This window comes from Solibacillus sp. FSL H8-0538, from assembly GCF_038003525.1.
Classification (GTDB): domain Bacteria; phylum Bacillota; class Bacilli; order Bacillales_A; family Planococcaceae; genus JBBOPI01.
Genome location: NZ_JBBOPI010000001.1, coordinates 2,050,809 through 2,065,179, shown reverse-complemented (window position 1 = coordinate 2,065,179; position 14,371 = coordinate 2,050,809). Strand labels below are relative to the sequence as shown.

General features: G+C 40.2%; 15 protein-coding genes and 1 other annotated feature. Of the genes, 10 read left to right on the top strand and 5 right to left on the bottom strand.

Features of this window, described 5'->3' with window-relative positions; genetic code table 11:
- The first annotated feature begins 3 nt into the window (after positions 1-3).
- From MHH87_RS09750 to MHH87_RS09735, 4 genes are read left to right on the top strand one after another with little or no spacing between them, the layout of a single operon-like run.
- The gene (locus MHH87_RS09750) at positions 4-927 is read left to right on the top strand and encodes an ABC transporter permease (RefSeq protein WP_340749114.1); all 924 of its coding nucleotides are present in this window, start codon (positions 4-6) and stop codon (positions 925-927) included.
- 12 nt (positions 928-939) lie between these two features.
- Positions 940-1,938, top strand: coding sequence for an ABC transporter ATP-binding protein (locus tag MHH87_RS09745; RefSeq protein ID WP_340749113.1), 999 nt, complete (start codon positions 940-942; stop codon positions 1,936-1,938).
- Positions 1,935-2,906, top strand: coding sequence for an ABC transporter ATP-binding protein (locus MHH87_RS09740; RefSeq protein ID WP_340749112.1), 972 nt, complete (start codon positions 1,935-1,937; stop codon positions 2,904-2,906). Before MHH87_RS09745 ends, MHH87_RS09740 begins: the two co-directional genes overlap by 4 nt.
- A gap of 55 nt (positions 2,907-2,961) precedes the next feature.
- Positions 2,962-3,348, top strand: a complete 387-nt coding sequence (locus tag MHH87_RS09735) for an OsmC family protein (RefSeq protein ID WP_340749111.1) — start codon at positions 2,962-2,964, stop codon at positions 3,346-3,348.
- Positions 3,349-3,938: 590 nt separating this feature from the next.
- On the opposite strand, the gene bioB is transcribed toward MHH87_RS09735, so the two are convergent.
- Together bioB and MHH87_RS09725 are read right to left on the bottom strand one after the other, a co-directional pair.
- Complete coding sequence (gene bioB / locus MHH87_RS09730; protein ID WP_340749110.1) at positions 3,939-4,937, bottom strand: biotin synthase BioB; 999 nt, start codon at positions 4,935-4,937, stop codon at positions 3,939-3,941.
- 116 nt (positions 4,938-5,053) lie between these two features.
- Positions 5,054-5,647, bottom strand: a complete 594-nt coding sequence (locus MHH87_RS09725; RefSeq protein WP_340749109.1) for a biotin transporter BioY — start codon at positions 5,645-5,647, stop codon at positions 5,054-5,056.
- 312 nt (positions 5,648-5,959) lie between these two features.
- Here MHH87_RS09725 and ccsB point away from each other — a divergent pair, with 312 nt between their 5' ends.
- The 4 genes from ccsB to MHH87_RS09705 all read left to right on the top strand — a co-directional run bounded on the left by ccsB (position 5,960) and on the right by MHH87_RS09705 (position 10,758).
- Entirely contained in the window at positions 5,960-7,126 is a 1,167-nt protein-coding gene (gene ccsB / locus MHH87_RS09720; RefSeq protein WP_340749108.1) for a c-type cytochrome biogenesis protein CcsB, read from the top strand.
- Positions 7,127-7,310: 184 nt separating this feature from the next.
- Positions 7,311-8,291, top strand: a complete 981-nt coding sequence (gene guaC, locus MHH87_RS09715; RefSeq protein ID WP_340749107.1) for a GMP reductase — start codon at positions 7,311-7,313, stop codon at positions 8,289-8,291.
- 111 nt (positions 8,292-8,402) lie between these two features.
- Positions 8,403-8,638: a binding site (T-box leader), on the top strand.
- Positions 8,639-8,780: 142 nt separating this feature from the next.
- Positions 8,781-10,370 (top strand): 2-isopropylmalate synthase, encoded by a 1,590-nt coding sequence (locus tag MHH87_RS09710; RefSeq protein ID WP_340749106.1) that lies wholly within the window; start codon positions 8,781-8,783, stop codon positions 10,368-10,370.
- Positions 10,371-10,551: 181 nt separating this feature from the next.
- On the top strand, positions 10,552-10,758 hold the full coding sequence (locus MHH87_RS09705; protein ID WP_340749105.1) for an alpha/beta-type small acid-soluble spore protein: 207 nt from the start codon (positions 10,552-10,554) through the stop codon (positions 10,756-10,758).
- Between the two features lie 171 nt (positions 10,759-10,929).
- Here the strand turns inward: MHH87_RS09705 and MHH87_RS09700 are convergent, their stop codons facing one another.
- Positions 10,930-11,922, bottom strand: coding sequence for an LLM class flavin-dependent oxidoreductase (locus MHH87_RS09700; RefSeq protein ID WP_340749104.1), 993 nt, complete (start codon positions 11,920-11,922; stop codon positions 10,930-10,932).
- A gap of 61 nt (positions 11,923-11,983) precedes the next feature.
- A complete protein-coding gene (locus tag MHH87_RS09695) occupies positions 11,984-12,559 on the bottom strand; it encodes a YdcF family protein (protein WP_340749103.1) in 576 nt (191 codons plus the stop codon).
- Positions 12,560-12,712: 153 nt separating this feature from the next.
- Here MHH87_RS09695 and MHH87_RS09690 point away from each other — a divergent pair, with 153 nt between their 5' ends.
- Together MHH87_RS09690 and MHH87_RS09685 are read left to right on the top strand one after the other, a co-directional pair.
- On the top strand, positions 12,713-13,090 hold the full coding sequence (locus MHH87_RS09690; RefSeq protein ID WP_340749102.1) for a hypothetical protein: 378 nt from the start codon (positions 12,713-12,715) through the stop codon (positions 13,088-13,090).
- Between the two features lie 57 nt (positions 13,091-13,147).
- Entirely contained in the window at positions 13,148-13,636 is a 489-nt protein-coding gene (locus MHH87_RS09685; protein ID WP_340749101.1) for a GNAT family N-acetyltransferase, read from the top strand.
- Between the two features lie 227 nt (positions 13,637-13,863).
- Here the strand turns inward: MHH87_RS09685 and MHH87_RS09680 are convergent, their stop codons facing one another.
- Entirely contained in the window at positions 13,864-14,292 is a 429-nt protein-coding gene (locus MHH87_RS09680; RefSeq protein ID WP_340749100.1) for a MarR family winged helix-turn-helix transcriptional regulator, read from the bottom strand.
- Positions 14,293-14,371 lie beyond the last annotated feature (79 nt).

The following is a 14,371-nucleotide window of genomic DNA, read 5'->3' as shown; positions in this document are numbered from 1 at the left end:
CAGATGGTTTCAGTACGAGATAAAGAAACAGTTGCCCAGCTACGTAAAACGTTTAAAGCGGAGCAGCGTAAGTTAAATTGGCAACGTTTCAGAAAAAATTACAATTTACTCATCGGCGGTTTCATTTTCCTTGTGCTTGTGTTGATGGCCGTAATCGGACCGTATGTAACGAGCTATGATCAGTATGAAATGTCGATTGTGGACCGTTTACTAGCACCAAGTGGAGCACATCTTTTTGGAACAGATGAGTTTGGCCGTGATGTATTGACGCGCATTATTTTCGGAGCTCGCGTATCGCTATTTGTCGGAGTAACAGTGGCATTATTGTCATCGTTGTTCGGATTAATTATCGGACTTTATGCGAGTTATTATAAACCGCTTGATCATATTTTAATGCGGGTTTGTGATGGGTTAATCGCAATTCCGGGGATTTTATTAGCGATTTCATTAATGGCAGCATTGGGTGCGTCATCGCTGAACGTAATTATTGCGTTAACGATTGTCTTTACTCCCAATATCGCTCGTGTCGTAAGGGCTTCAGCGCTTGTGATTAAAGAGCAAACGTATATTGAAGCGATGCATGCGCAAGGGGCGAGTAATTCACGCATTATTTGGTTGCACATTATGCCAAATACATTATCACCGCTACTTGTGCAGGCAACATTTGTCTTTGCCGAAGCGATTATTTCAGAGGCGGCGTTAAGCTTTTTAGGTGCAGGAATTCCAGCACCAGAGCCAAGTTGGGGCAATATTTTACAGGCCGGGAAGCTTGTGATTTATAAAGCATGGTGGATGGTTGTTGTGCCGGGGGTATTTATTGTATTAGCCGTGCTGAGCCTAAATCTTTTAGGGGACGGACTGCGAGATTATTTAGACCCGCGTACGAAAAACATTCCATCTAGGAAAAGAAAAAAACTAAAAGGCTAAGGGGGCACTTTTATGACAACGACGCCTCTACTACAAGTGAAAAATTTAAAAACACATTTTCATACAGAGCGAGGACGTGTAACTGCTGTAAATGGCTTAAGTTTTACAGTGGAAAAGGGTGAAATCATCGGGATTGTTGGTGAATCGGGCTGCGGTAAAAGTGTTATGTCTCAGTCCATTGTACGCCTGCTTGAACATACGGACCCCGTTGAATATGACGGGGAAGTGCTGTTTGAGGGGGAAGATTTACTGGCATTACCATTAAAGAAGCTTCAAAAAATCCGCGGCAATGACATTTCAATCATTTTCCAAGATCCGCTTACTTCATTGAATCCGGTTTACACAATTGGCAACCAAATTAGTGAAGTTTTGCGTTATCACCAAAAATTATCGAAAAAAGAGGCTCGTGCACGGACAATTGACATGCTTCGGTTAACAGGAATTCCTTCGCCGGAAAGCCGTGTCGATGATTACCCGCATGAATTATCAGGCGGGATGCAGCAGCGCGCAATGATAGCGATGGCGCTTGCTTGTCGTCCGAAATTGCTCATTGCGGATGAGCCAACGACGGCGCTTGACGTAACGATTCAGGCGCAAATTTTAGATTTAATGGTGGAGTTAAATAAGCAGCTCGGCATGGGTGTGCTATTTATTACACATGATTTAGGCGTTGTTGCGGATATTTGTACGAGTGTGAAGGTCATGTACTTAGGGCAAATTATCGAAGAATCGCCAACTACAGCGTTATTTGACAAGCCACTGCATCCGTATACACAAGGGTTGATTCAGTCAATTCCGCAGTTAGATCTAGATCGTCATGCACCACTACATGTTATTGAGGGGACCGTTCCTTCATTAACAAATATTCCAAAGGGCTGTAATTTCTCGACGCGTTGTCCGTTTGCGACGGAGTTATGCCGTGCGGAAAAGCCTCCAGTTGTTGAAGTGGAGCCAGGGCGTCGCGTACAGTGCTGGCTATATGATGTAGAAAAAGGAGGTTTTGGCGCATGACGACAGAACAAAAGGCACTCGTTGAAGTCGTTTCATTGCAAAAAAACTTCCCCGTTTACGGTGCATTCGGCAAGCTTGGCGGCGTGAAGCAAAATGTGCGTGCCGTGAAAGATGTGTCGCTCACGCTATATGAAGGTGAAACATACGGACTAGTAGGCGAATCCGGCTCTGGTAAAAGTACGACTGGACGTGCGCTACTCGGTTTAACGGAGGCAAGTGGGGGACAGGTGCTTTATAAGGGGGAGGATTTAACGAAGCTTTCTAAAAGTGAAATGCGTAAGTTCCGCAAAGACCTGCAGATGGTGTTCCAGGATCCGTTTTCTTCACTGAATCCTCGTAAAAAAGTCGGTTCTATTTTAGAAGAACCACTTATCATTCACGGAATCGGGGACTCAGCGGAGCGCCAAGCGAAGGTGTTTCACATCTTAGAAACAGTCGGCTTGCAGGCGGAGCATTATTTCCGCTATCCGCATGAGTTTTCAGGTGGTCAGCGCCAGCGTTTAGGAATCGCGCGAGCACTCATCTTGAACCCGAAAGTGATGATTTGTGATGAGCCTGTTTCAGCACTTGACGTATCGATTCAATCGCAAATTTTAAATATTTTAAAGGCACTACAAAAGAATATGAACTTAACGATGCTCTTCATCACGCATGATATTAGCGTAGTTCGTTATATTTCACACCGTATTGGCATTATGTATTTGGGCACAATTGTGGAAGAGGCATTGACGGATGATTTATTTGCTGAGCCATTGCATCCATATACAAAGGCTCTATTTTCAGCCGTGCCAAATGCTGGGCTTGGCGAACGCATTGTGTTAAAGGGGGAGATTCCGTCACCACTGAATCCACCAACAGGCTGTGTATTCCATACCCGCTGTCCATTTGCAACAGAACAGTGTAAAACAGACATACCGGAATTGCGCGAAATTAAGCCGCAACAAAAAGTAGCCTGTCATTTAGTTTAATAGAGTAGCAAATAAAATTCTGCCAAGTTCGAATTGATTATTAGGAGACGAAGTTATGACAACATTACAATGGAAGCAAGGACAAAATGAAATTTCAAATGGTGCAGGCATGCAAATAATCGGTAGTAAAGCACCTGATCAAGCAGGGCTATCACCGAAGGAATTATTAGAAGCAGCATTAGCTTTATGTGTATCGATTTCAATGGAAAAGATTTTAGAACGCGATGAAATGAACGTGGATTTAAATGATTTAAAAATCGAAGTGAAGGCTTCTAAAGCAGAGGGCGTAACAAATCGTTTCACACATTTTGAGACAACGGTTGAAATGCCAGCAAATATGGAAGAAAAGTATAAGAAAAAATTATTAGTCATTGTGGAGCGTGCTTGTACAATCGGGAATACCATTACAGAAGGCGCGACTATACACGTTTCAGAGAAATAATCTGTTTTAGAAAGACCGTTTTCATTGCCGATTTTGGTAGTGGGGGCGGTTTTTTGGTGGAGAAGAAAGTGAAATTTTTTAGGGTAGCGCTCTAAATAAGTTCGTGGATGAATTGAATTTGGGGTATCCGGCTAACGAGATTAGGGTGAACGCACTAACTTAGGTTCTGAACGCACTAAAGGCCAGGGTGAACGCACTAACCGAGGTCCCGAACGCACTAACTTAGTGTGAACGCACTAACCCAGGTCTCGAACGCACTAAATCTCTGGGTCCTCTCAAAGATATAAATCTTTATACAACTACCAGCAGAAATTAAAAGGTGACTCAATATGCTTAATTCTATTTCGAAACAGCTTTAATGTAGCCATACATTTGTAAAAACCTGACTTCAGCATCATACGCCAAAAGTCAGGTTTAGTTTTAGTATTGATACATATATTTACGTGTCACGGGAAGGGCATCGTTTGTGCCTTGCGTAAAGATGTACTGCTTTAATTCAATATTGGCGGATTGGAATGATGGCGAACATGAATTTAAGTAAAGGGGCCACATCATACGCGCTGTAATAATTTCGAGTTGTGTTTCAAAGTTTAGACGTTAATCAGTTTAGCCTGTTTTTCAGCAAGCTCGATTTCGAAACCTAAATCCTGTAGCATTAAATAATCCTTATTTACTTCTTGTCCTTCAGTTGTTAAATAGTCCCCGACGAAAATACTGTTGGCAGCATAGAGTCCCAATGGTTGTAGCGAGCCTAAATTCACTTCACGGCCACCTGAAATACGAATTTCTTTTGTTGGATTCATAAAACGGAACAGTGCCAGTACTTTTAAGCAATAGCGCGGGTTCAGTTCTTTCGTACCTTCTAGTTTTGTACCATCAATGGCGTGTAAGAAGTTAACGGGAATAGAATCTGCATTCAAACGGCGAAGTGCACGCGCGATATCTACTACATCTTCCTTCGTTTCCTTCATCCCAACAATTGCACCTGAGCATGGAGAAATACCATGTTTTTTGGCAATTTCCACTGTATTCACTCGATCCTCGTATGTATGTGAAGTCGTAATATAATCGTGATGGCGTTCAGATGTATTTAAGTTGTGATTATAACGATCGACACCCGCATTTTTAAGTTGTTCGGCTTGTTCTTCTTTTAAAAGACCTAAGCAAGCACATACTTTTAAGCCATATTTTTCTTTAATTTCTTCTACAGCCTCACTGACAACATTAACGTCTTTACGTGTAGGTCCACGTCCACTTGCGACGATACAGTACGTGCCGATTTGGTTTTCAAATGCACGTTTCGCTCCTGCCAAAATTTCTTCTTTTGAAATGAATGGGTATTTTTCAATTGGCGCCGTTGAATCTGAAGATTGCGAACAATAACCACAGTTTTCTGGGCAGTAGCCGCTTTTCGCATTCATAATCATATTTAATTTCACTTTTTTCCCGTAGTAATGCTTACGAATCGTAAAAGCACCTTGCAGTAGGGGAAGCAGTTCATCATCTTCTGTTGTTAAAATGGCCAGAGCCTCTTCATTTGTTAATTCTTTACCAGTAATAACTTCTTCGGCTAGTGTTTGCCAGTTCATAATGTTTGCCTCTTTTCATTGATGGATAAGAAAGAATAACTTTCTCATCCACATAAGTAAGGACATCAACTCCCCCTATTTTGGGCGAGTTGTGTCTTTCTAAAATATTTTAACCATTATTTTATAGGGATTATTTTTAACACTTTTTGTAAACGATAAGCAAAGAAGCCCGCAAAAATTGCTAAGATGATATCTTTTGGAATTGGTGCAACCATCCAAAGCCAAACCATTTTGTAAGTGAAGCCTTCTGGGGCACCCGCCCATAATGTATACGCAAAATACATCCAGTTAGTACCGAAAACATAGTTAATAGCCGTTCCGACAAGCGCTGCAATTATGTAAGAAGGGAGAGTTTTATAACGCTCAACGATCCAACCTGCTACAAATGCACTAAAAATAAATGAAACAATAAATCCGAAAGTCGGCAATAGGACTGAAGAAAAGCCGCCGCTAAATTTTGCAAATACAGGGGCTCCAGCTATACCAATTAGCATATAAACCGTACATGCGATGGCACCTTTTCTACTGCCAAGTACCAACCCTGCAAGAACTGCAAAAAATGTTTGTAAGGTAATCGGTACGCCACCTACAACAAGGAATGGTGCAAACGAAGTAATATTGGCACCAATCATCATTAGCGTTGCAAATAGTCCGCAATGTGCTAAGTCGATTGTTCGCCATGTTGAATTAGCTTTTGATACTGTTTCCACAATAACACCTCGAAAAAAATATTTTTACCTTATGAATAGTAAAATTGAATTAAGTAAACTTTATATTCAAATAAGGTTAACACAAATAATAAGTAATAAATATATTTGTGTCAACTATGAATTTTATGTAGTTAACGAAAAAACAATAGACTTATCTCGGAGTGGAAGTAAATATGTTCCTTTAATAGTTAACAAAAATTTCACAATATAATTGTTTGGAATGTAATTTATAGGGATATAAGGATACTTTTTAATTTGATAACGTTCTAATGCTTGAGGTGAAAACTTCAATCAATTTAGGGGGTTATAAAAGTGAATGCAGATCAATTATTAAATTTAAGTAGTAACGTGCTATTTATCGCCTTTATTTTATTATTAATAGCGATTTTTCCGTTTGGACTAGCGGTGAAGTCTTCTCGTAAGCTTTTTGAACGGGTGGGACTGGCGCTTACTTACGCAGCATTTTTACTGCAGCTTACGTATTTTCTCGTTAGATGGATGGCGGTTGGACATGCTCCAGTCAGTAATATGTATGAATTTATGACGTTCTTTGGAATTATGCTCACTGGCAGTACGTTAATTTTGTATCATTTGTATAAGCAAACAATTGTGGCGTTGTTTTCGCTACCAGTGTCACTCATTATTATTGGCTATGGTGGCGTATTTGCAAAGGAAGTGTCGCCACTTGTTCCGTCTCTTCAGAGTAATTGGTTGGCCATCCATGTGATTACGGTTGCTTTTTCAAGTGCGATTTTGTCCGTCGCGTTTGCAACTGGAATTATCTATTTACTACGCGTTTTAGATGTACACAAAAAAACGACAAGCACACGGGCATTAGAGTTAGTGCTGTATGGACTAGTTGTGACAATTGGATTCATTGGCGCGGCTACAATTTTTAGCGTCACTATGGATGATCGAACGCTATTTTTTGAAGGGGTTCAAGGTCAGGAGAAAACGATTTATTCCATGTTTCCACTGATTGTAAACGACGGAGCGTTGACAGCGGAAGGCGATGCAATCGGACTTGTTGAAATACCAAATTCAATTGAGGCACGTAAACTCAATACTATTGTATGGGCATTTATTTTTGGAACAGCGTTGTATGCACTTATTCGACTAATCACCCGCAAAAGCTTGGCCATATTATTGAAGCCGCTCACGAATAAGGTCAATCCCGCATTAATGGACGAAATATCGTACCGCGCTGTAGTAATTGGTTATCCACTGTTTGCGCTTGGGGGACTAATGTTTGCAATGATTTGGGCACAAATTGCATGGGGCCGTTACTGGGGCTGGGATCCTAAAGAGGTGTGGGCGCTTATTACGTTTTTATTTTATGCAGTGGTTTTACATCTCCGTTTATCCAAGGGCTGGGAAGGGGAACGGACAGCTTGGATGGTGATCATCGGGTTTGGCATCATTATTTTCAATCAAGTATTCGTAAACCTTGTTATTGCTGGTTTACATTCGTATGCTTAAGCGCATTCAATAAGGGATTGTTAACATTTTGTGGAAAAATTACTTTTTGAAAATAATATCTATTGAAAATGTAAGCGAATTCATGAAAACCCGTTGACAATTATATAAATATACGGTAAATTACCAGATGGCGAACGTTTTTTTAAAAAAATATAATATTATTCGTCTTTTAGGAGTGTTATTTATGGATACAGTATTTGATTATGAAGATATTCAGTTGATTCCCGCAAAATGCATCGTGAAGAGTCGCACAGAATGCGATACTTCGGTAACGCTAGGTGGGCACACATTTAAACTTCCGGTCGTACCGGCTAATATGCAAACAATTATTGATGAAACAATTGCTGAAAAACTAGCAGCAAATGGTTATTTCTATATTATGCACCGCTTCAATCCTAAAACGCGTGCCGAGTTTATTCGTACAATGCAAGCAAAAAATCTTATTGCGTCAATTAGTGTTGGCGTAAAAGATGAAGAATACGAATTTATCGAAGAGCTTGCAAAAGAAGGTCTTGTACCAGAATTCATTACAATCGATATCGCGCACGGTCATTCGAATCAAGTAATCGATATGATTCAGCATATTAAAAAGCATGTACCAATGAGCTTTGTAATCGCTGGTAATGTTGGTACACCTGAAGCAGTTCGTGAATTAGAAAACGCTGGCGCGGACGCAACTAAAGTCGGTATTGGGCCAGGTAAAGTTTGTATTACAAAAATTAAAACAGGCTTCGGTACAGGCGGCTGGCAGCTAGCGGCTCTTCGCTGGTGTGCAAAAGCTGCATCTAAACCGATTATTGCTGACGGTGGGATCCGTACAAACGGCGATATCGCAAAATCTGTTCGCTTTGGTGCGTCTATGGTTATGATTGGTTCACTATTTGCTGGTCACGAAGAATCACCAGGCCAAACAATCGAAGTAGACGGCAAATTAGTAAAAGAATACTTCGGTTCAGCATCTGAATTCCAAAAAGGCGAGAAGAAAAACGTCGAAGGTAAAAAAATGTTCGTTGAGCATAAAGGTGCCTTAAAAGATACATTAATCGAGATGGAGCAAGATTTACAATCAGCTATTTCGTATTCTGGCGGTAAAAAACTAGATGCGATTCGCAATGTAGATTATGTTGTAGTGAAAAACTCGATCTTTAACGGCGATCGTATTTAATAACGAGATTCTTGTTTAACTAAAGAAATTAGTTAATAAAGAAAAGTATTTATTTTCTGAAAAATGTTGACAATTCGGGGTAAACTGTTTTAAACTTTCAAACAAGAGAACAGTGAAGCCTCGATTGGAAATAGTAGAATGCCCGTGTACTTCAAGAGAGCCGGTGGATGGTGTGAACCGGTAGACACGTATTTCGAACTCGTCCATGAGCTACTCCTTGAAATAATAGTAGGGGATGTCGGTTGCCTCCGTTAACGGGCTAGACAGTGATAGCTGTTGATAAGGGGAACGTATCAGTAATGTGCGTTCAAACTAGAGTGGTACCGCGAGTGAATCTCGTCTCTATGGAAATTTTTTTTCCGTAGGGGCGAGTTTTTTTTGGTTAAGAAAGTACATCATCTTACTCTATTTAGGGGCTAAAGGTATCTTTCTAATTGTCAAAAGCGGGCTCACGAGGGTTCAAATCTAAATTGAAAAGGAGTTTTGGAAATGAGTAGAAAAATTTGGGTGTTTGATACAACGTTACGTGATGGCGAACAGGTGCCAGGAGCAAAATTAAATTTATACGAAAAAGTAGAGATCGCACAGCAACTCAAAAAGCTTGGCGTTGACATTATCGAAGCTGGTTTCCCTGCTTCCTCTCAAGGCGATTTTGAAGCCGTCAAAGCGGTCGCTGAAAAGGTAGGTAACACAGGTGATATTATGATTACAGCGTTAGCGCGTGCAGTGCAATCGGATATTGATTCTGTGTACAATGCAGTAAAATATGCAGAAAACCCAATGATCCATATGGTGCTTGGAACATCTGATATCCACGTAGAAAAAAAATTCAGTAAATCAAAAGACCAAATTTTACAAATCGGTGTAGATGCCGTGAAATATGCAAAATCCTTATTACCACAAGTACAATATTCAACAGAAGATGCATCTCGTTCTGATTTTGAATACCTTTGGAAAACAATCGAAGCAGTTATGAGAGCTGGCGCAACAATGATCAACGTACCAGATACAGTAGGTTACGCGGAGCCAGAGCAGTGGGGTGAAATGATCGCGAAACTGAACTACCGTATGAAAAACCTAGATGATTCTGTGCTACTATCGGTTCACTGCCATAATGACCTTGGTATGGCGACAGCAAACTCACTAGCAGCAATCAAAAACGGCGCAGATAAAGTAGAATGTACAATTAACGGAATCGGCGAGCGTGCGGGGAATGCGGCACTTGAAGAAGTGGTCATGGCCATGAAAACACGCGGTGATATTTATGACATCTATACAGGCATTAATACGAAGGAAATTATGAACACATCTCGCCTAGTATCAAGCTTCATGGGTCTAGACGTACAGGTAAATAAAGCAATCACAGGGGATAATGCCTTTGCACACTCATCAGGGATTCACCAAGATGGCCTGTTGAAATCTCGTGATGCATATGAAATTGTACATCCAGAAGATGTGGGTCTAGATGATATGGAACTAGTATTAACAGCACGCTCTGGTCGTCATGCGGTAAAAAATGCATTATCGAAACTTGGCTTTAAAGATTTTTCTGAAGAAGAATTTGAAGGCATTTTCGAAGGCTTCTTAAAATTAGCGGATTCGAAAAAAGAAGTGTATAATCACGATTTATACGTAATTGTAGAAAACTATTATGAAAAAACAGAAAAAAATAACCCCAATTCACAATGTTATTCTGACCAGTTTTATGAAATTAATGACCTGCAAATCGTGTCAAACTCTTCGTTCCCATCAGCAAGTGTGAAAGTAAGCAAAGGAACAGAAGTGTTTAGAACAAGTGCGGTTGGCTCAGGCCCAATTGATGCGTTGTATTCAGCTATTGCTGAAGTAACGCAAATTCCCGTGAAGCTTGTGGAATATAATATTAGCTCTGTTTCACGCGGCCAAGAAGCACTAGGTAAAGTAAAAATCATCGTTGAACATGAAGGCGAAAAGTATATCGCAAAAGCAGCGGATACGGATATTTTAAAAGCTTCTGCAATGGCATACATTAATGCGATTAATAGCATTGTCGTCGCGAAGATTAATCCAGTAGTTATTGGTGAAAAGGCAACAGTATAAAATGGAAAAGCGGTTCAGAAGTAATTTCTGAACCGCTTTTGTTTTTTTGGAAGTCGATTCATAGATAGGTTTATGGTTCCAAAACTCCATAATACAGTATGTAGATTGAATAATTACCTTATAGCGAAATGTATTAATAAAAAAACCTAGCGCATTCTAATGTCATAAGGAGGTGAGAGAAATGACTTCAAATAACCGTAGTTCAAATAAGCTTGCAGTACCAGGTGTACAACAAGCAGTTGATCAAATGAAATATGAGATTGCACAAGAGTTTGGTGTAAATCTTGGTCCAGATTCATCTGCTCGCTCAAACGGATCAGTTGGGGGAGAGATTACTAAACGATTGGTTCAAATGGCGATGCAATCAAAAAGCAACTCCGGACAATAAAAAATCAAATAACAAATAATAATTAAAGAAGGTAGGGAGCTTGCTCTCTGCCTTCTTTGATTGTTAAAATCATCAATTATAAAAGATAAAAACAATGATTGCAGATAAAGTACCTAGAGTTCACGTTCATTTGGTGTAACCTCCAAACAAAGGACTCGAACCGCCTCTTCTCTAAAGCATCTCTTTAGCAATCAGTTTATAACAGTTCAATCGATCTTCCAGTGCGAACTGGTTACAATTAAGCATGGCTTCATCAAAGCCAAATTGTTCCTGCTCGCGGTAAAGCTGTTCTGCGACATCCTTAGCAGTCCCAACTAACATGAGATGACGGTTATTTTCTATAATCATTTTATCCATTTCCGTTAACGGGTAATCCTTCGCTTCTTTAGGGGAAATGCCCTGCACAATACGGCCTCGCATTAAGTTCAGGCGTGAAATTTCGATAGGGCGCGCTAAATACTCTGCTTCCTCACGTGTTTCCGCAATGCTCGCTGCATAAGTGACGATAATTTGCGGCTTTTCCATATAATATGAGGGCTGGAAGGCAGTTTTATACGCGTCGAAAATTGCTCGAGACGCTTGACCGTTGAAAAATTGTGCAAACGAATAGCCAATACCCGCACGTCCTGCTTGAACCGCGCTTTGTCCACTCGAGCCTAGTAGCCATGCTTCAGGCAACTGGACTTTCGCAGGGGACGCAACGACTGCATCATATACCGACTCGCCCGTGGGTTGTTCGTTCATGAGGCGCAAAATAATTTCTAGTTTATCGTATTGCTCTGTCATTTCGGGACGGCGACCACTAGCAAGTGCGCTCATCGCAGCTCCGTCCCCACCAGGAGCACGGCCCGCACCAAAATCAATTCGCCCGGGTGCGAGTCCTGCAAGTGTTTTAAACACTTCGGCAATTTTAAAAGGGGAATAGTGCATCATCATAATGCCACCCGTGCCTACACGAATGCGTTCTGTTTTTGCAGCTAAATAGGCAGCTGTTACTTCTGGTGCCGAGCTTGCAAGTGACGTTGTGTTGTGATGCTCGGCAAGCCACATGCGCTCAAAGCCGAGCTCGTCTCCAAGTTGTGCAAGTTTTACGCTTCTATGTAAGGCTTCAGTGGACGTAACACCTTTTGCGACAGGTACTTGATCTAAAATACTTAATTTCAACTAAAATCCCTCCCAAAACACCATTTTATTTAGCGTATCGAAGTTTTACTCAATTGTAAAATTATGAGCCTAGAAGATAAGTTTTTAGTAGGGCGAGTCGTTCACGAATCCCTGATTTCAAACGTACCGATTTCGGCGTTGGCGCGGCAACAACATCCGATTCTAAACCAAGTGTGTGTGCTAAATAACTTGCACGGTGCAGGTGAAAATTATTTGATACAATTGTAATCGCCGAAACGTTGTCTGGTAATAGCACTTTTGAAAATGCTAAGTTTTCATACGTGGACGTCGAGCGGTCTTCGATTAAAATGCGTTCAGCCACAATGCCTCTGTCCACTAAATAATCATACATAAGTGACGCTTCGGTTTGCTCCTCATCCATACCTTGCCCACCAGACACAATGACTTGAACATGCGGATGGTCAGTTAAATAGTCAATCGCCACATCCAGGCGGTTTTTCAGTGACAAGGAAGGAACTCCACCAGGCTTTACCTTGGCGCCGAGAATGATCAGGTAATCATTTGTACCGTCCGCCACGGGTTTTTGCCCCTGTTGAATTTCAGAACCGAGCCAACTATACACGCCGAGCGCACCAATGACAACACCGACAACTACATAAAGGCTCCATTTTTTCACATTCAGCACCCCCATTTTTTATACTAAACGAAATATCCAAAAAAAGGATTCTTCTAAATTATATTGTAACCTGCACGTCTAAAAAAGGCTAAAAAGGGGAAGGACAATGGAAAGGGTGATACTACTCGTAGTCTAACTGCAAAGGAGAACAATATGAAAAAAATTTTACTACTCATTTTTATGACACTTTTATTAGTCGCATGCTCGTCAAATGCTTCAAGTTATGAAGGGCTAACACGAGTAGAGTATGTATATGAAGATAGCGATGAAGTGAAAACACTACTTCAGGAGAAAGAGTTAGAAAAACTACGCGATATTTTAGAAGGAATTAAGTGGAATGAAGATGCGAAGGAAATACTTAGTTTGGCAAATGTAGAGCTTCGCTTATATATGGAAGAACAGGGTGCGGTGCAAAGCTATCGTGTGTTGTATGAAAATGGCGGCAAGGCGACAATTATTAATGAGGAAACCGGGAATAACGGAGCGTTGTCGAAATCATTGACAACTGATTTGAAGCGTCTATTAAAATAATTTAATGCTTGTTCATTACAAAAAATCCCTTCATACTAATTTTAAGGGAGTGATGACATGAGCGAAATAACAATACAGCAATATGAGGTATTATATCAAGAACAAGTGTTGGATCTTATTTTATCGATTCAGCAGCAGGAGTTCGGTGTAGCAATTACAAAAGAGGATCAGCCGGATTTAGCAAAAATAGAAGAAGTGTATCAGCAAGGAAGCGGCAACTTTTGGGTCGCTGTACATGAGGGTAAAGTCGTTGGTACGATTAGCCTTGTAAATATTAGGAATGATGAAGTCGCACTAAAGAAAATGTTCGTTGACTCTGAATTTCGAGGAGCTCCGCATCGAACAGGCCAACATTTATTAAATACGGCGCTTGAGTGGGCAAAGCAACACGGGACGGCGACAATTTTTCTAGGTACGACGCCGCAGTTCAAAGCAGCTCACCGTTTTTATGAGAAAAATGGCTTTGAGCAAATCGCAGAAAATGAATTACCGGGAGCATTTCCTTTAGTGGCGGTGGATAAATTGTTTTACCGCATGCAATTATAGTTTTATACTACACTGACTGATCTCGGTGTAGTTTTATTTTGCTAAAAATTAAATAGAGCACTTCCTTTTATGTGGATAAGAAAGTATCCTCTTCCCATTCACATAAAACTAAAAAGATGACATTAAGAAGTAATTTCTTACGTGTCATCTTTTTGATTTATAGGTTTCATAACTAAATCCAGGTACAGTAAGAATTTCCTCTAGAATTGACAAAAGTTTATGGTAATTTAATAAAAAATTTTTTTCTGAAGAGTATCTAGTGCTTGTTCAATGGCTACTAAATCTTCTTTAGAAGCACCTTGTATTCGAGTTAGAAAATTAGTCTCTATTAAAGTAAAGGCGGCGTTCATCATTATTTCACCATCCTTAGATAGATGAATGTATTGTTTTCTTCGATCTTCTTCATCAACGGATTTTTCTATTAAATTTTTGTCGAATAATTTTTTTAGCTCTCGACTTGTATTTGGCATAGACATATTCTGACAATCACTAATTTGACTAGGGGTAACGGGCTGACTTATAAATATATATTCAAGGATACTATACTGAACAGACGTGATTGTATCTGATTTTGCGTTTTTTGTTAGTTCATGTGTAACATGATGCACAGAAGTTGTAAATGATACAAATTTAAGAAAAAGCTCTTTCTTATTCACAATTTCCACCTCCCTATTTACAAGATAACAAAAATGTTATCAAAAAACAATTATCAATTGACAACTAAAATATATGTGG

Coding starts and splice junctions, on each gene's coding strand:
- MHH87_RS09710 (WP_340749106.1), top strand. CDS start 8,781: ATGAGTAGAAAAATTTGGGTGTTTGATACAACGTTACGTGATGGCGAA.
- MHH87_RS09685 (WP_340749101.1), top strand. CDS start 13,148: ATGAGCGAAATAACAATACAGCAATATGAGGTATTATATCAAGAACAA.
- MHH87_RS09740 (WP_340749112.1), top strand. CDS start 1,935: ATGACGACAGAACAAAAGGCACTCGTTGAAGTCGTTTCATTGCAAAAA.
- MHH87_RS09705 (WP_340749105.1), top strand. CDS start 10,552: ATGACTTCAAATAACCGTAGTTCAAATAAGCTTGCAGTACCAGGTGTA.
- MHH87_RS09735 (WP_340749111.1), top strand. CDS start 2,962: ATGACAACATTACAATGGAAGCAAGGACAAAATGAAATTTCAAATGGT.
- guaC (WP_340749107.1), top strand. CDS start 7,311: ATGGATACAGTATTTGATTATGAAGATATTCAGTTGATTCCCGCAAAA.
- MHH87_RS09750 (WP_340749114.1), top strand. CDS start 4: ATGGTTTCAGTACGAGATAAAGAAACAGTTGCCCAGCTACGTAAAACG.
- MHH87_RS09745 (WP_340749113.1), top strand. CDS start 940: ATGACAACGACGCCTCTACTACAAGTGAAAAATTTAAAAACACATTTT.
- MHH87_RS09690 (WP_340749102.1), top strand. CDS start 12,713: ATGAAAAAAATTTTACTACTCATTTTTATGACACTTTTATTAGTCGCA.
- bioB (WP_340749110.1), bottom strand. CDS start 4,937: ATGAACTGGCAAACACTAGCCGAAGAAGTTATTACTGGTAAAGAATTA.